At 52.3% G+C, this 16,795-nt stretch carries 19 protein-coding genes; 14 read left to right on the top strand and 5 right to left on the bottom strand.

Annotated features, from left to right (window positions below):
- The first annotated feature begins 10 nt into the window (after nt 1-10).
- Nucleotides 11-997, top strand: coding sequence for a lipopolysaccharide heptosyltransferase I (gene waaC, locus NAI64_RS04155; protein ID WP_269298077.1), 987 nt, complete (start codon nt 11-13; stop codon nt 995-997).
- Nucleotides 998-1,056: 59 nt separating this feature from the next.
- Here the strand turns inward: waaC and NAI64_RS04150 are convergent, their stop codons facing one another.
- From NAI64_RS04150 to NAI64_RS04140, 3 genes are read right to left on the bottom strand one after another with little or no spacing between them, the layout of a single operon-like run.
- On the bottom strand, nt 1,057-1,737 hold the full coding sequence (locus tag NAI64_RS04150) for a BON domain-containing protein (protein WP_269298075.1): 681 nt from the start codon (nt 1,735-1,737) through the stop codon (nt 1,057-1,059).
- Entirely contained in the window at nt 1,730-2,326 is a 597-nt protein-coding gene (locus NAI64_RS04145) for a phosphoheptose isomerase (RefSeq protein WP_269298074.1), read from the bottom strand. The genes NAI64_RS04150 and NAI64_RS04145 overlap by 8 nt, the downstream gene beginning before the upstream one ends.
- 25 nt (nt 2,327-2,351) lie before the next feature.
- Entirely contained in the window at nt 2,352-2,702 is a 351-nt protein-coding gene (locus NAI64_RS04140; RefSeq protein ID WP_269298072.1) for a YraN family protein, read from the bottom strand.
- A gap of 157 nt (nt 2,703-2,859) precedes the next feature.
- On the opposite strand from NAI64_RS04140, the gene rsmI reads away from it, so the two are divergent.
- Nucleotides 2,860-3,723 carry a 16S rRNA (cytidine(1402)-2'-O)-methyltransferase gene (gene rsmI, locus NAI64_RS04135; RefSeq protein WP_269298384.1) on the top strand — a complete coding sequence of 288 codons (864 nt, stop codon included), beginning with the start codon at nt 2,860-2,862 and terminating at the stop codon, nt 3,721-3,723.
- Nucleotides 3,724-3,735: 12 nt separating this feature from the next.
- On the opposite strand, the gene NAI64_RS04130 is transcribed toward rsmI, so the two are convergent.
- Nucleotides 3,736-4,218, bottom strand: coding sequence for a MarR family winged helix-turn-helix transcriptional regulator (locus tag NAI64_RS04130; RefSeq protein ID WP_269298070.1), 483 nt, complete (start codon nt 4,216-4,218; stop codon nt 3,736-3,738).
- 170 nt (nt 4,219-4,388) lie between these two features.
- Between NAI64_RS04130 and NAI64_RS04125 the strand changes: the two genes are divergently transcribed.
- Nucleotides 4,389-5,171, top strand: coding sequence for an EFR1 family ferrodoxin (locus NAI64_RS04125; RefSeq protein WP_269298068.1), 783 nt, complete (start codon nt 4,389-4,391; stop codon nt 5,169-5,171).
- Nucleotides 5,172-5,206: 35 nt separating this feature from the next.
- On the opposite strand, the gene NAI64_RS04120 is transcribed toward NAI64_RS04125, so the two are convergent.
- Nucleotides 5,207-7,096 (bottom strand): potassium transporter Kup, encoded by a 1,890-nt coding sequence (locus tag NAI64_RS04120; protein ID WP_269298066.1) that lies wholly within the window; start codon nt 7,094-7,096, stop codon nt 5,207-5,209.
- Nucleotides 7,097-7,297: 201 nt separating this feature from the next.
- Between NAI64_RS04120 and ettA the strand changes: the two genes are divergently transcribed.
- The 11 genes from ettA to hisG all read left to right on the top strand — a co-directional run bounded on the left by ettA (nt 7,298) and on the right by hisG (nt 16,792).
- Nucleotides 7,298-8,965, top strand: coding sequence for an energy-dependent translational throttle protein EttA (ettA, locus tag NAI64_RS04115; RefSeq protein WP_269298064.1), 1,668 nt, complete (start codon nt 7,298-7,300; stop codon nt 8,963-8,965).
- 88 nt (nt 8,966-9,053) lie between these two features.
- Nucleotides 9,054-9,857: an ABC transporter ATP-binding protein gene (locus NAI64_RS04110; RefSeq protein ID WP_269298062.1), complete on the top strand. Its 804-nt coding sequence runs from the start codon at nt 9,054-9,056 to the stop codon at nt 9,855-9,857.
- Nucleotides 9,854-10,630 (top strand): lipid asymmetry maintenance ABC transporter permease subunit MlaE, encoded by a 777-nt coding sequence (gene mlaE / locus NAI64_RS04105; RefSeq protein WP_269298060.1) that lies wholly within the window; start codon nt 9,854-9,856, stop codon nt 10,628-10,630. The genes NAI64_RS04110 and mlaE overlap by 4 nt, the downstream gene beginning before the upstream one ends.
- Nucleotides 10,631-10,716: 86 nt before the next feature.
- Complete coding sequence (gene mlaD, locus NAI64_RS04100) at nt 10,717-11,172, top strand: outer membrane lipid asymmetry maintenance protein MlaD (RefSeq protein ID WP_269298058.1); 456 nt, start codon at nt 10,717-10,719, stop codon at nt 11,170-11,172.
- Nucleotides 11,173-11,182: 10 nt separating this feature from the next.
- Nucleotides 11,183-12,037, top strand: coding sequence for an MlaA family lipoprotein (locus NAI64_RS04095; protein WP_269298056.1), 855 nt, complete (start codon nt 11,183-11,185; stop codon nt 12,035-12,037).
- 26 nt (nt 12,038-12,063) lie between these two features.
- Nucleotides 12,064-12,711, top strand: coding sequence for an MlaC/ttg2D family ABC transporter substrate-binding protein (locus NAI64_RS04090; RefSeq protein ID WP_269298054.1), 648 nt, complete (start codon nt 12,064-12,066; stop codon nt 12,709-12,711).
- Nucleotides 12,712-12,733: 22 nt separating this feature from the next.
- On the top strand, nt 12,734-12,994 hold the full coding sequence (locus NAI64_RS04085; protein ID WP_269298053.1) for an STAS domain-containing protein: 261 nt from the start codon (nt 12,734-12,736) through the stop codon (nt 12,992-12,994).
- A 99-nt stretch (nt 12,995-13,093) separates the two neighbouring features.
- Complete coding sequence (locus NAI64_RS04080) at nt 13,094-14,008, top strand: ABC transporter ATP-binding protein (RefSeq protein WP_269298051.1); 915 nt, start codon at nt 13,094-13,096, stop codon at nt 14,006-14,008.
- Nucleotide 14,009: 1 nt separating this feature from the next.
- On the top strand, nt 14,010-14,771 hold the full coding sequence (locus NAI64_RS04075; protein WP_269298049.1) for an ABC transporter permease: 762 nt from the start codon (nt 14,010-14,012) through the stop codon (nt 14,769-14,771).
- Nucleotides 14,772-14,849: 78 nt separating this feature from the next.
- Nucleotides 14,850-16,103: a UDP-N-acetylglucosamine 1-carboxyvinyltransferase gene (gene murA / locus NAI64_RS04070; protein ID WP_269298047.1), complete on the top strand. Its 1,254-nt coding sequence runs from the start codon at nt 14,850-14,852 to the stop codon at nt 16,101-16,103.
- Nucleotides 16,100-16,792: an ATP phosphoribosyltransferase gene (hisG, locus tag NAI64_RS04065; protein WP_269298045.1), complete on the top strand. Its 693-nt coding sequence runs from the start codon at nt 16,100-16,102 to the stop codon at nt 16,790-16,792. The genes murA and hisG overlap by 4 nt, the downstream gene beginning before the upstream one ends.
- Nucleotides 16,793-16,795: the final 3 nt, after the last annotated feature.

Genomic DNA, 16,795 nt, shown 5'->3' with positions numbered 1-16,795 from the left:
GGACCGATTTATGCGTATTCTGATTGTTCGGGTATCTTCTCTTGGCGACGTAGTTCACAATCTGCCGGTTCTGGCAGACATACACCGCCATTATCCCGATGCCGTCATCGACTGGGTCGTCGAGGAACCCTATGTCGGTCTCGTCCGGCAAAACAGGCATGTCAACGATGTCATCCCGTTCGCACTGCGACGGTGGCGCAAGCATGTATTCTCATCCGAAACACGGCAGGAATTCAGACGTTTTCTGAACCATTTGAAAAAACAGTCATACGACTACGTTTTCGACACCCAGGGGCTGATCAAAACCGGCATTGTCCTGGGCTTTTCCCGGACCGTCCCAGGTGGCAAAAAGATCGGTCTGGCACACAAGACTGACGGATCCGGTTATGAACCGTTATCCCGCATTTTTCATGACCAAAGCATTTCTGTCGAAAAGCATATCCACGTCGTGACCAGAAGCCGGGAGGTCATCGCCAAAGCACTGGGCTATACACTGGACACGCCACCTGATTTCGGTCTCGTTACACCTGATGTCACGCCAGAATGGTTGCCTGAACACCCGTATGCGGTTTTTTTCCACGGCACATCCCGCGCTTCCAAGAAATGGCCACATGCCTGCTGGACGGAAGTCGGACATTTGCTTGCCAGAAGCGGGCTGCGTATTTTGCTGCCATGGGGATCGCCAGATGAAAAGAAAGACGCGGAGGTACTGGCGCAATCGATTCCGGGTGCGTCCGTATTGCCACGCCTGACCATCACCGATATGGTGACACTCACCGGCAAGGCTGCCTTTATTGTGGGTGTCGATACCGGACTGTCACATCTTGCTGCAGCTTTCGACAAGCCGACTGTCCAGATTTATTGCAATATTCCACGCTGGCGCACCTGCTGCGACTGGTCACCCAATGTCATCAGTCTGGGAGGCGAAAACGAGGTGCCGACACTGGACGACGTCAGAAACGCCGTCCTGACCCTGCTCCCCAAAGTCGGCACATGATTCCGTCGCTCCCGGTACCCGATCATGCCGCCTTGCACGGCAGATCCGGATACCACATGTCACTTCGCGACCGTATCGGGAGCGTTTTCCTCAGTATTTTTCGGTGCCGACAAGGTCGAGAGCCGTTGCAGTTCCTGTTCGGAAATGTATTCAAACACCTTGACGACACGTTGCACGCCGCTGACACCGCTGGCCACACGCGCGGCACGGTTACCTTCCGCTTCCGTCACACACCCCATCAGATACACCGTCCCCCGTTCCGTAACCGTTTTCAGCGATTGTGAGAACAACTGCTTGTCATCGACGAAACTTGCCGCGACCTTGCCGGTAATCATGGCATCATTGGAACGCGATGTATAACTGGACGGTGCCGCGATCACCAGTTCATTGACGACCGATTCGACATTTTCAATCTGTGCGATCGCATTGCCGACGGCCTGTTTCATCGCTTCACTCTGGACTTCTCCCGTCAATAATACCTTGCGATTGAAACTGGTCACGTTGACATGTCCCTTGTCACCGACAAGGTTAGAGGCTGTATTTTCGCCCTTGAGCAAAATCACCTTGTCCTCCGTCTGTGCCCCCAGTGTTCTTCGATCGGTCGCCGCCATGGAACCGCTGACGGCCCCTCCTGCCATCATGACCGGCACACAGGCCGACAGCGAACAAACCATCACGCCTCCCGCGATCAGGGTAACCAGCCTGCGTTTCCAGACGGCCCCTGCACCTTGCTTATTCATCCACATCCTCCCCAAACAACGCTGCATCAATACCGTCACACAAACAGTGAATAACGAGCAAATGCACTTCCTGAATCCGTGCCGTCCTGTCATGCGGCACACAAATATGCACATCGGCATCATTCAGCACGGTTCCGATTGCTCCGCCTCCCTTGCCGGTCAGCGCGACGACATGCATTTCCCTGTCGTGTGCCGCCTTGATCGCCGAGATGACATTGCCTGAATTGCCGGAAGTCGAAATCGCCAGCAACAAGTCGCCGGGCTGTCCCAACGCCTGTACCTGCTTGGCGAAAATATCCCCGAAACTGTAATCGTTTCCTACCGCCGTCAGTATGGAAGTATCCGTCGTCAGCGCAATCGCCGGCAAAGACAGTCTTTCCCGCTCGAACCTCCCGACCAGTTCGGCCGCGAAATGCTGGCAATCGGCGGCCGATCCGCCATTACCGCATGCCAGAATCTTGTTGCCTTGCGAGAGAACCGAAAACATCAGTTCGGCCGCACTCGCGATCGGACCGGCCAACACTTCAGCCGCCTGTTTTTTCAATTCGGCACTTTCGTTGAAATGCCCCAGTATTCTCTGATTTCTCATCTGTCGTCTTTTCCAAACGATTAATTCATTCCACCTCGATTACATTCTTCAACCACTGGCATTCGTTGCCATCGAAAGCGACGACATCGAAACGGCACAAAGGAAGAAAAGATGTGCGACTCAGGTAAAAACGGGCCGTGCTGACCAGCCTGCGCTGTTTCGCCGTGGAAATGCTGGCAAGCGCACCACCGAAAAAACTGTTTTTCCTTTTTCGCACTTCCACAAAAACCAGCACATCGCCATCCCGCATAATCAGATCGATTTCTCCGAAACGGCAACGGAAGTTCCGTTCGACCACATCCAGTCCCTGCCGGACCAGGAAGGATAACGCGTTTTCTTCCGCTTTATAACCGATATTCTGCGATTCGCTAAGCATTTTAGAGGACAATATCACAAGAGCTGCATGACGAAACAATTCCATACAAAATCGGTCTCTTGTATTCGGCTGCACGCTCCAGCAAAATTCCGGCATGGGCATGTATCATGCCGCCCGATATTCATGGAAGGAATCAGCCGTGTCGATACCGCACTTTATGGAATCGCTGTCACATCAGCACTATCCTGACGCCACATTATATGTGATCGGTACCCCCATCGGTAATGCCGGCGATATCAGCCTGCGGGCATTGCATATTCTGGAAATCACGGATGCCGTCGCCTGTGAGGATACACGAGTCACGAAAAACCTGCTGGGACTTTACGGACTGGACAAGGAACTGATCAGTGCACACCAGCACAACGAGCGTGAAGCGGCAGAAAAACTGATCGCCCGTCTGCAACGGGGCGAACGTATCGCGCTGGTTTCTGATGCCGGTACCCCGGCCATATCCGATCCGGGTGCGAAAATCGTCGATTCCGTCCGAAATGCAGGATTCAATGTCATTCCCGTTCCCGGTCCATCTGCCGCCATCACAGCACTTTCCGCCGGTGGTCTGATTGACGAGTCATTCCTGTTCATCGGTTTTTTGCCTGCAAAGACCGCACAGCGCCAGACCGTTTTGCGAAAGCTGAAAGATTCTCCCGCCACGCTGGTCATTTACGAAGCACCGCACCGTATTCGCGATACCGTCAGGACACTGGCCGATATTTTCGAACCATCCCGTACCGTCGTGATCGCAAGGGAACTGACCAAACTGTTTGAAGAAATTCACCGTTGTCCGTTATCTGAAGCTATCCCATGGCTGGAAGAAAACCGGAACAGACAAAAAGGTGAGTTCGTATTGCTGGTACAAGGGGCGCCATCCCGTGAAGACGACGAAAGCCAGGCGCGGCATATTCTGTCCGTTTTGCTCGACGAACTTCCCGCGGGGACCGCTGCCGGCCTGACTGCGAAAATTACCGGCATCCGCAAAAACCGGCTGTACGATATGGCACTGGAACTCAAAAAAACTGACTGAGAAAAAACGCAATTACCGCTTTTGCGATCCGTCATAGCACTTGACCGCCTTGCCAAGTGCATCCAGAACACGCTGGCAAGCCTCGATATCGGCTTCCGTCACATCCTTGAGCAATTCGCGACGAAACGGCGCAAATGCCTGCTCGATCATCTCCACTTTTTGCATGCCGGCCTCCGTCAACGCAAGAATCTTGACGCGACGGTCGTTGCCATCCTCGGTTCTGACCAAAAGACCGGCCTCGCTTAACTGATCCATTACCCTGACCAGCGAAGACGGAGCCAGATCGAGCCATTCAGCCACATCGCTTAGTCGTACATGATTGCCCATCCGGCTGATCATCACGGCAGGCAGGGCCATCGCCTGCGACAGGCCGAATCCCGATACGCGCTTGTCCGCGATCGTTTTGTAAGCTTTCGATGTCTGCGTCAGCGACATCATCAGTTTCATTCTCTTGCGATCGTATTCATCCATTGCACGGATATAATTTGCATTCAAATTATTTGCAAGAAAAAATATTATCGCGCACAAAAACCGATTTCAAGTAGCAGGCATACCTGGTGAAAGCCTGTATTTCTTTTCGGTGAAATACAGGAAATAACAGAATTGACCGTCACGATCATATATACTTTCCATATCATCGCAGCCATCAGGAAAAGGAGACGAAGATGCAATTTGGCGAAACAGAGCTCGTTTATTTCAGCGCTACCGGAACCACCAGAAAAGTCATCGAAACCATCGGAAAAAACCTGTCGGTCCGTTCAAACGATCACAATTTGCTGTTGCATTCTCTCAAAGAGGATTTATCCATTGCACAGGATCATCTGACCGTCGTGGCCATGCCGGTTTACAATGGCCGTTTGCCTGGATACTGCACCCAAAGCCTTGCACACCTGAAAGGAAACAAAACGCCGGCCATTGCGGTAGTCGTATATGGCAACCGCGAGTATGACGACGCCTTGCTGGAGCTGAAAACACTGCTTGAAGAAAACGGCTTCTTCGTGATCGGCGCCGCGGCTTTCATCGCACGCCATTCCATCTTTCCACAAGTCGCGACCGACAGACCGGACGAACACGATCTGGCACTGATACGTGAGTTCACCCGGCGTTGCGCGGAAAAACTGCAGGCACTTACGAAAGCCGATGCGTTCGTCCCATTTCAGGTCAAGGGCAATTTCCCTTACAAGGAAGCGCGTTCCGTACCGATGAAACCGTCTTCCGGAGACGATTGCGCACTGTGCGGCACCTGCGCCCAGATCTGCCCTGTCAACGCCATTACCGTCACCGAAACGGCAACCCGGACTGATGAAAACCTGTGCATGTCATGCGGCGCCTGTATCAACGCCTGTCCAAGTGAATCCAGACAATACCGCGGTGCTGACTACGAAAAATTCAAAAGCAAATTCATCGAACGTTTCAGTCGTCGCAAGGAACCGGAACTGTTTCTCTGACGTATTTGTAAAAAAGCCGGCTTTCGCCGGCTTTTTCATATTTCCACCCGAGCGCCGAGTTCGATGACGCGATTGGTCGGAATCTGGTAGTAATCCGCCGCGCTGCGTGCATTGCGGGAAATCCAGATAAACAGATGCTCACGCCATTTGACCATGCCTGATTTCGGTGACGGGATCAGCGTCTGGCGCGAAACGAAAAACGATGTGGACATCATGTCGAAACTGTATCCATGCTCCTGACACAATTCGAGAACTTTCGGAATATCCGGTTCGTTCTTGAAACCGTAATACACATCGATCTGGTAACACTGGTGTCCCAGTTCATGAATCTGGATACGCTCCCACCTCGGAACCCATGGAACTTCCCGGATATGGATCGTCAGGAAAAACACACGTTCATGCAACACCTTGTTATGCGAGAGGTTGTGCAACAAGGCCTGCGGCACACCGTCACTCTCACCACGCAGAAAAACCGCCGTTCCCTTGACGCGCTGGGGCGGTGAAAAAAAGAGTGATTCCAGAAAAGACTCCAGTGGTATCGCATGCCTTTTCTGGCTGGCGCCGACCAGTTTCCTGCCACGCCGCCAGGTCAGCATCAGAATATACAGCATGATGCCGAGTACCAGCGGGAACCAGCCACCACTCGTGATTTTCAGAACATTGGACGAAAACAGGAAAATGTCGATGACAAAGAGACAGGACGCGACCATCAGGGAAGCGAGGATATTGAGTTTCCAGTGATAGTACATCACGAAAAAGAGCAGGATCGTCGTAATGGTCATGGTACCTGTCACGGCAATCCCGTAGGCCCCGGCCAGATTATCCGACGAACCGAATCCCACGATCGCCAGCAATACCGCTGCCATCTGAAGCCAGTTGACGGTCGGCATATAGATTTGCCCGATTTCGGAAGCCGATGTATGCACAATCTTCATTCTGGGCAAAAGTCCGAGACCGATCGCCTGCCGGGTAATCGAAAAAGCGCCTGAAATGGTTGCCTGCGACGCCACCACGACCGCTATGGTCGAAATGAATACCAGCGGATAAATGCTCCATGAACCAAGCTGCTGGAAAAACGGATTGGAAATCGCTGCGGGATTCGATAACAGCAAGCCACCCTGCCCCAGATAGTTCAGGGACAACGCAGGAAAAACCAGCATGAACCATGCACGCCGGATCGGTCCGGAACCGAAATGCCCCATATCGGCATACAATGCTTCGGCACCGGTAAACGCCAGCACAATTGCACCCAGCGCGATAAAAGCGATCGCCGCATTTTCATGCATGAACGTCCATGCATGTAACGGATTGAGCGCCACCAGTATCTGGGGCGCCTCGATGATGTTGACGATTCCCATGACCGCCAACGTCAGAAACCAGATAATCATCAGTGGACCGACCCATTTGCCGATGCCTGCGGTACCGGTTGACTGGATCGCATACAAAACGACCAGAATGGCTATCGCAATCGGCACGATATACGGCTTGAAAAAGGGCGTCGCCACTTCCAGCCCTTCTGTCGCGGACAATACCGAAATAGCGGGTGTGATGACACTGTCTCCGTAAAAAAGAGCAGCCCCGAATACGCCCATCATCAGCAACGGCACATGCCATTTCGACTTGAGCGGCAACGCATTGTGCGCCAGCGCAACCAGCGCCAGTATGCCGCCTTCGCCACGGTTGTCCGCCTTGAGCATCATATAGACGTACTTGAGACTGACCACGGCGATCAGTCCCCAGATAATCAGCGAAATAACGCCGATGATGTTTTCGGGAATCAGCGCCAGTCCATGTTCCTCGATGAACACCGCTTTCATGGTGTATAGCGGACTGGTTCCAATGTCACCGTACACGATCCCGATCGCGGCAATCGTCATTGCCATCATGCCGTGTTTTTCAGGTTTCAGTGCCAATTCTGTACCCATTTCTTGTTATCACGTTCGCACGATAGGATAAACTTGCCGGAAAAGCAAATAAATATGCCTCATTTTTATCCAATTGGGCATAATTGCCTGAATTTCCCGGGCCGTTTTTTCGCAACGGCCGGTTTGCGCAAGTTTTTCGCACATGCTATTTTTAGCGGTTTGCAGACATCCGCATCTTCTTTTCTTTTTTGTACGGTTACTATGGCTCAATACGTTTTTACAATGAACCGTGTCGGCAAAATCGTTCCGCCGAAACGCCAGATACTGAAAGACATTTCGCTATCCTTTTTTCCGGGTGCCAAAATCGGCGTACTCGGTCTGAACGGTTCCGGAAAATCGACGCTTCTGAAAATCATGGCCGGGCTGGACAACGACATTCTGGGCGAAGCCATACCGATGCCGGGGATACGGATCGGCTATATGCCACAAGAACCGGAACTCGATCCCGAACAGACTGTACGTGAAGCGGTTGAATCCGGTTTGGGCGAAATCATCGAAGCGCAAAAAAAACTGGATGCCGTGTATGCCGCATATGCAGAACCGGATGCCGATTTCGATGCATTGGCCAGCGAACAGGCACGTCTTGAAGCCATTATCGCCGCTGCCGACGGCGGCAAGACAGAACAGCAAATGGAAATGGCGGCCGATGCATTGCGACTGCCACCATGGGATGCAAAGATCAAAATCCTCTCTGGCGGTGAAAAACGACGCGTGGCACTTTGTCGCCTGTTGTTGTCCAAACCGGACATGCTGCTGCTGGATGAACCGACCAACCACCTTGATGCCGAATCCGTCGAATGGCTGGAACAGTTCCTGCACCGTTTTCCGGGTACTGTAGTCGCTATCACCCATGACCGCTATTTCCTCGACAATGCCGCCGAATGGATTCTGGAGCTCGACAGGGGGCAGGGTATTCCATGGAAGGGCAATTACAGCTCATGGCTCGACCAGAAAAACCTGCGTCTGAAACAGGAAGAACAGAAAGAATCGGCACGTCAGAAAACCATTGCGAAAGAACTGGAATGGGTACGCCAGAACCCGAAAGGACGACAAGCCAAAAGCAAGGCACGTCTGGCACGCTTTAACGAATTGTCCGAATACGAATACCAGAAACGTAACGAGACGCAGGAAATTTTCATTCCGGTTGCCGAAAGACTCGGAAATGACGTGATCGAATTCCGCCATGTCCGCAAGAGTTTCGGCGATCGCATGCTCATCGATGACCTGAGTTTCACCATACCTGCCGGCGCCATCGTCGGCGTCATCGGTCCGAACGGCGCGGGCAAATCCACGCTGTTCCGCATGATCGCAGGTCAGGAACATCCTGATCAGGGTGAAATCGTCATCGGGAAAACCGTCAGACTTTCACTTGTCGATCAGGCAAGGGAAAGTCTGGATAACGACAAAACCGTTTTCGAAGACATCAGCAATGGCACCGATCTGATTTCGGTCGGCCGCTTCGAAATGAATGCTCGCGCCTATCTGGGACGATTCAATTTCAAGGGCAGCGACCAGCAGAAAAAAGTCGGCAATCTCTCCGGTGGGGAACGTGGCCGACTGCATCTGGCAAAAATGCTGATGAAAGGGGGTAATGTCCTGTTGCTGGACGAACCTTCCAACGACCTCGATGTCGAAACCCTGCGTGCTCTTGAAGATGCGCTGCTGGAATTTGCCGGAAGCGTCATCGTGATTTCCCATGACCGCTGGTTCCTCGATCGAATCGCCACACACATTCTGGCATTCGAGGGAAACTCGCAAGTCACCTTCTTCGAGGGCAACTATCAGGAATATGAAGCCGACAAACGCAAACGTCTGGGTGAAGAAGGAGCGAAACCCAGGCGCCTGCGTTACAAGCCGGTCACACGCTGAATTTGCATGGCATGCATACCGCAAAGGCTTTTTACGGCATCATGCGTTGGTTTACAATACATAATCCACTTTAACCAGAAACCGTACTGTGTCCAATATCGTTGAAATTCGTGACCTTGTCTTCGGATATGGCGACCGTGAAATCCTCTCGGGCATCAACATGACCTTTCCTCGCGGGAAGGTGGTTGCCATTATGGGAGGTTCAGGTTCCGGCAAGACAACCATACTCCGCCTGATCGGCGGTCAGCTGATTCCGCAAAAGGGCGACGTGATCGTCGACGGCGAAGCCGTGCAGACACTGGAAACCGCCGCACTTTACCGGCTCAGACGCAAAATGGGCATGCTTTTCCAGTATGGCGCCCTGTTTACCGATCTGTCCGTGTTCGAAAACGTGGCTTTTCCGCTGCGCGAACAAACCAATCTTCCGGAAGAACTGATCCACGATCTGGTATTGATGAAGCTCAACGCCGTAGGATTGCGCAACGCGGCCAGACTGATGCCAAGCGAGATTTCCGGCGGTATGGCCCGCAGGGTCGCACTGGCACGCGCCATCGCGCTCGATCCGCAACTGATTCTGTACGACGAACCGTTCGCAGGTCTGGATCCCATTTCGATGGGCGTGACCGCCAACCTCATCCGCAATCTGAACAATGCCTTGCATTCGACATCCGTTCTGGTTTCGCATGACGTGACGGAATCGTTTTCCATCGCCGATTATGTCTATTTCATTTCTGCCGGAAAAATCGTCGCCCATGGTACGCCGGCGGAAATGATGGAATCGACCGATCCGTATGTTCACCAGTTCGTTCACGCGGAAACCGACGGTCCAGTCCCCTTCCATTATCCGGGATCGTCCATCGCTGCCGATCTTGGGCTGGAGAAAGCATCATGAGCAATTTCATCAGCAATCTGGGGTTCAGAACCCGCAAGGCCATCGACGATATCGGCTATGCTACCCGTCTTTTCCTGTCGCTTCTGCGCGGGCTGCCTCAACTTCTGCGTCGTCCGCGCCTGATCACGGACCAGATTTTCTTTATCGGCAACAAGTCGCTGGTCATCATCTGCGTGTCAGGACTCTTCGTCGGTTTCGTGCTGGGACTTCAGGGATATTACATTCTCGTGCGATACGGTTCGGAACAGGCGCTCGGCGTACTGGTCGCCCTGGCGCTGACACGTGAACTGGGACCTGTCGTCACAGCCTTGCTCTATGCAGGCAGGGCGGGTACCTCACTGACGGCAGAAATCGGTTTGATGAAAGCCGGTGAGCAACTTTCAGCCATGGACATGATGGCGGTCAACCCCGTCAAACGCATTCTGGCGCCACGCTTTTGGGCAGGTATTATTTCCATGCCGATTCTGGCTACCCTTTTCTGTGCAGCCGGTGTGATAGGCGGTTATATCGTCGGCGTCATACTGATCGGCGTCGATGACGGTGCTTTCTGGTCGCAAATGCAGGAAGGTGTCGACATCTGGAACGATATCGGCAATGGCGTCATCAAAAGTATTATTTTCGGTTTCGCCGTCACATTCATGGCGCTGTTTCAGGGCTATGAATCGAAACCGACCCCGGAAGGCGTTTCCAGCGCAACGACGAGAACTGTTGTGTATTCGTCACTGCTTGTTTTGTGGCTGGATTTCATCATGACGGCGCTAATGTTCAACTAATTTCCATTTCATCTTTTGGATAAGACACAATCAACCTTATAATTGGTTTTATTGAAAAGCGGATGCATTGACAAAGGTATAAATTCATGCAGCGTAAATCTTTTGATATCTGGGTAGGCCTTTTCGTATTGCTCGGTGCCGTCGCACTGATGTTCCTTGCTCTCAAGGCCGGCAATATGAGTTCTTTCTCTTTCGAGAAAACCTATACCGTTTCTTCACGCTTCGACAATATTGGCGGTTTGAAACCACGCGCTCCGGTCAAAAGCGCCGGTGTGGTTGTCGGCCGGGTAGGGGACATCACTTTCGATGACCAGGATTATCGTGCGCTCGTCACACTCCAGTTGCAGGAACGCTACAAGTTTCCGAAGGACAGCAGTGCAAAAATCCTGACGTCCGGCTTGCTGGGCGAACAGTATGTCGGCATCGAACCGGGTGGTGATGAAGCCAATCTTGCGGCAGGCGACCAGATCAAAATGACACAATCCGCTATCGTTCTGGAAAATTTGATCAGTCAATTTATTTACAATAAAGCCGCAGAATAAAGGTACCGTTATGAGCCGCCTGAAACGTCTAGCAAAACCCGTCATTGCCGCCACAATCGCGACACTACTGGCAACCGGCTGTGCCACCAACAATCCGAACGACCCGTTCGAAAACTACAACCGTGTCATGTTCAGTGTCAATGAAGCATTCGACAATGTGATCTTCAAACCGGTAGCCACCGTCTACAAAAACGTATTGCCAGACATTGTTCAGACAGGCGTAACCAACTTCTTCGGAAACATTGCGGACGTATGGACCGCTTTCAACAACTTCCTGCAAGGCGAAGGACAAAAGGGACTTTCCGACGTGACTCGTGTTACGGTCAACACGATTTTCGGTCTGGGTGGTCTTATCGATGTCGCTTCTGATCTTCAGCTCACGAAACATCACGCCGACTTCGGGCAAACGCTCGGCGTCTGGGGCATGGAAGCAGGTCCGTACGTGGTTCTGCCGATTCTGGGTCCATCCACCCTTCGTGATACAATCGCCCTGCCGGCCGAATGGTATGGCGATCCATGGACCTATGTCGATAATATCAGCGTTCGCAACGTCGGTATCGTCGTAAGGGCCGTCAATTACCGTGCCGCCCTGCTGGATGCTTCCTCGCTGGTCGACGATGCCTCGCTGGACAAATACGAATTCATGCGTGACGCCTTCCTGCAACGCCGTTACCAGCAGGTTCATGGCAAGGACAGTGGCGATGATGGTGAATGGGTCGAAGTCTCCGCATCGGAACCGTTTATCAAACCTGCCGAGCCTGTAGCTCCGCTCAAGTCTCCGGCAAAAGCAGCCAAATCCGGAGAGGCACCGGCAAAGGCGACCATTCCCGTTCCGGCGGAAGCGGTAACCCCCAATGTCAACTAACCCTCAATTTTTAACTGTTTCATAATATGAAGATTCTGAAAAAGTGGTACCTCTTTCTGGTGGTACTTTGTATGGCGGGATTTGCCGCCAGTGCCCATGCTGCAATGGAAGCGCCTGATGCCCTGGTAAAACGGATCAGCAAGGAAGTCATGGATGCAGCAAAGGCAAACAAGGAAATCAAGAAAGGCAACCAGAAACAGATTTATGCACTGGTTGAAAACACGATTTTCCCGCATGTCAATTTCCAGCGCATGACATCGCTGGCCGCAGGTCGTTACTGGCGACAGGCAACGCCTGAACAAAAGGAACAGCTGACCCGCGAATTTCGTGATCTGCTGGTTTACACCTATGCCAACGCCGTCTCCAAAATCGACAATCAGCGCCTCGAATTCAAGCCATTGCGCATGAGTCCGAATGCAACAGATGTCGTAGTCTATTCCCGGATCATCCAGCCACGTGGCGGCGATCCGATCGAACTCAGTTATCGCATGGAAAAAACGGATAACGGCTGGAAAATTTATGACGTCAATGTGCTGGGCGCATGGCTGGTCGAAACCTACAAGGGGACTTTCGCCAGCGAAATCAGCCGTTCGGGTATCGACGGTCTGATCAACGCCTTGGCGCAGAAAAACAAGCAGCTCTCATCGGGCAAGCAGTCCGCCGCCAAAAAATAACCTGACCGAAAGTGAGCACTTCATGTCATTCGCCGTTTCATCACTGAATTTTTCCAACGCCAGGGAAGTTCTCAAGGAAGGACTTGAGGCTATCGCGCGCGGCGAACTTGAATGTGATCTCGGCAATCTGGTTCAGGTCGATTCCACCAGTGTCGCTGTATTGCTGGCATGGCAACGTGCGGCACTGGAGAATCATGCATCCCTGCGTTTCTTGCGCACGCCTGAAAGTCTTGTCAGTCTGGCGACACTGTATGGTGTCAATGATCTTCTGGCCCTCTCATAATTGTCTTTTGCAGTTTTCATTCCCAAGATGGCATGACGCCATCGGTTTTCAACGATTCACCACCCTGTCCGATACGTCTGTCGTTTTTTGTCTTGCCCAATGAATGCTATCGATATCTGCCGGGTCAACAAACATTACCGTTCGCTTCATGCGCTCAAGGACGTTTCACTGACGATTCGGCAAGGAGAATTCTTCGGATTGCTCGGGCCTAACGGCGCAGGAAAAACCACACTGATTTCCATTATGGCGGGCTTGGCAAAGGCCGACAGCGGATATATCCGCATACTGGGACATGATGTCGTTTCCGATTACCGGATCACCCGCAAAAAAATCGGCGTCGTTCCGCAAGAGCTGGTCTTCGACCCGTTTTTTACGGTACGCGAGACATTAAAGCTGCAATCGGGCTATTTCGGATTGAAAAAAAACGATGACTGGATCGATGAAATCCTGTTCAATCTCGATTTGTCCGGCAAGGCCGATGTCAACATGCGCGCATTGTCCGGCGGGATGAAACGTCGTGTTCTTGTCGCACAGGCGCTGGTTCACAAGCCTCCGGTCATCGTACTGGATGAACCGACAGCCGGCGTCGATGTAGAACTGCGGCAAACGCTCTGGAAATTCATCGGCCGTCTGAACCGTGAAGGGCATACGATCGTTCTGACCACCCATTATCTGGAAGAAGCGCAAAACTGGTGTAACCGGATCGCCATGCTCAAAAACGGGCAGATCGTCGCCTTCGATACCACCGAAGCCCTGTTGCACCGCACATCAGAATCGCGATTGACCTTGCGGCTGGACACGGATCGCCTGCCCGATTCACTCAAACCGCTTGTTTTGCAGGATCCTGCACGCCTTTCCGCACGGACATGGACACTGCAAATCGCACATTTTACGGATATCGAAAATATACTTTGTGAACTGAGAAAACATCATATCGTCATCGAGGATCTGCAATTCAGACAACCCGATCTGGAAGATGTTTTTTTGCAAATCATGGATAAACGACCGGACTGACGTGTTTGCCATCACTTTTCAAACTCTTTTCTACAAGGAAGTGTTGCGTTTTCTGAAAGTCGCGACACAAACCATTACTGCGCCTATCGTAACGGCACTGCTTTATCTGCTGATTTTCGGACATGCACTGGAAGATTATGTCCAGATTTATCCGGGGGTGGGGTATACGGCTTTTCTGGTACCAGGACTGGTCATGATGAGCCTGTTGCAAAACGCTTTCGCCAATTCATCCTCGTCGTTGATCCAGTCCAAAATCAACGGCAGTCTCGTATTCGTCCTGCTCTCGCCCGTATCGCACTGGCAGCTGTATCTGGCCTATATGCTGGCGGCCGTGGTACGCGGACTCATCGTCGGCATCGGTGTCTTCGCCATTACACTCATTTTCGTAAAGCCGGCCTGTCATTCCCTGATCTGGATTCTGTTCTTTTCCTTTCTCGGCGCCGCGATTTTGGGCACCATGGGTATCATCGCCGGAATATGGGCTGACAAATATGACCAGCTTGCCAGTTTCCAGAATTTCCTCATCATGCCGGCCACTTTTCTTTCGGGTGTGTTCTATTCCATTCATTCATTACCCGCTTTCTGGCAACGTCTTTCCGAATTCAATCCTTTTTTCTATCTGGTAGACGGCTTCCGGTACGGATTTTTCGGCCGTTGTGATGTCCATCCGTGGACAAGCGCGATTATTGTGAGTATCTTCTTTGTTTTTCTCGCTTTTTTTACCGTGCATTTATTGCGAAAAGGATATAAATTGCGCTTTTGATCCTTTTGTCGAATAATCGGCAAACGGCAGACATCGCGATCGTTTTGGAAGCACACCTCGATATTGAAGAATCTTTAAATGGACAAGCTCATCATCAACGGCGGCAATCGTCTTTATGGCGAAATCACGATTTCAGGTGCAAAGAACGCCGCTTTGCCCATTTTATGCGCCAGTCTGCTGACAGCCGACGATATTGAACTGACCAACGTGCCGCACCTGAGAGATGTCCAGACCATGCTGGAACTTCTGCGACAAATGGGTGTGACCGTCCGGCAGGATGGCGACAAATTGATTCTCAACGGCAGTGCCGTCCATAACTTTTACGCCCCCTATGAACTGGTCAAGACCATGCGTGCCGCCATTCTGGTTCTGTGTCCGCTCGTCGCACGGTTCGGACAGGCACAGGTTTCGCTACCCGGAGGATGCGCCATCGGCTCGCGTCCGGTCGAACAGCACATCAAAGGATTGCGTGCACTCGGAGCCGAAGTGGAAATCCGTGGAGGCTATATTTACGCCAAGGCACAAAAGCTCAAGGGAACCCGTATCGTGACCGATATGATTACGGTCACGGGTACCGAAAATCTCCTGATGGCCGCGACACTGGCCGAAGGCGAAACCGTCATCAAAAATGCGGCACGTGAGCCGGAAGTGACCGATCTGGCGCACCTGCTTGTCAAAATGGGAGCGCAAATCGAAGGGATCGGAACAGACCGGCTGGTCATTCATGGGGTGAAACAGTTGCATGGCGCACGCCACCATGTCATTCCGGACCGTATCGAAACCGGTACTTTCCTTTGCGCCGTCGCCGCAACGGGCGGAGATGTCACCCTGACGAAAACGCGCGATAATATACTCGAGTCAGCGCTGAACAAAATTCGCGAAATGGGGGCCGATATATCGACGGGTGCGGACTGGATACGCATCCGGATGGACAAGCGTCCCAAAGGCGTCAATTTCAGGACCACGGAATATCCGGGATTTCCGACGGATATGCAGGCCCAGTTCATGGCCGTCAACTGTCTGGCCGATGAGGCCACCCATGTGATCGAAACGATTTTTGAAAACCGTTTCATGCATGTACAGGAACTGAACCGTCTGGGTGCACGCATCAAGACCGAGGGCAATACCGCTTTCATTTCCGGGGTGGGCAAACTGGTCGGTGCGCCGGTCATGGCAACCGATTTGCGTGCTTCGGCATCGCTGGTGATTGCCGGCCTGGCGGCACAGGGCGAAACACAGGTCAACAGGATTTATCATCTCGATCGCGGGTACGATCAGATGGAAGTGAAACTGTCTGCAGTCGGAGCAGATATCAAACGAGTCAAACAATGAATCAAACAGCAGAAAAACCTTCACAAGAATTGATCCTTGCCCTTTCGAAAGGGCGGATCTTCGAGGAAACGATGCCGTTGCTCGAGGCAGCAGGCATTACCGTTCTCGAAGATCCCGAAACGTCACGAAAACTGATTCTGCCGACCAACAAACCACAGGTACGCGTCATCATCGTCCGTGCCACCGACGTGCCGACATACGTCCAGTATGGCGCTGCCGATTTCGGTGTCGCCGGAAAAGATGTCCTTCAGGAAAACGGCAGCACCGGTCTGTACCAGCCGATCGATTTGCAGATCGCGCGATGCCGTCTGTCGGTTGCCGTTCGCAAAGGCTTCGATTACGAAAAAGCGATCCGTCAGGGCGCACGCCTGAGAGTAGCCAGCAAATATGTCCAGGCGGCACGCGAACATTTTGCCAAGAAAGGCATCCATGTCGATATCATCAAGCTGTACGGTTCCATGGAACTGGCGCCGCTTGTCGGACTTTCCGACGTGATCGTCGATCTGGTCAGCACCGGCAATACGCTAAAAGCCAACAATCTGGTCGAAGTCGAACAGATTCAGGAAATCACATCACGGCTGATCGTCAATCAGGCATCGCTGAAATTGAAGCGCCGGATGTTACAGCCTATACTGGATGCATTCAAGGCTGCTTCAACCGAAGCAGGCCAAACCAAACAAACTCAATGAGGA

The organism is Oxalobacter paeniformigenes, assembly GCF_027158465.1.
GTDB lineage: Bacteria > Pseudomonadota > Gammaproteobacteria > Burkholderiales > Burkholderiaceae_D > Oxalobacter > Oxalobacter paeniformigenes.
This window is presented reverse-complemented; position numbering and strand designations above follow the sequence as displayed.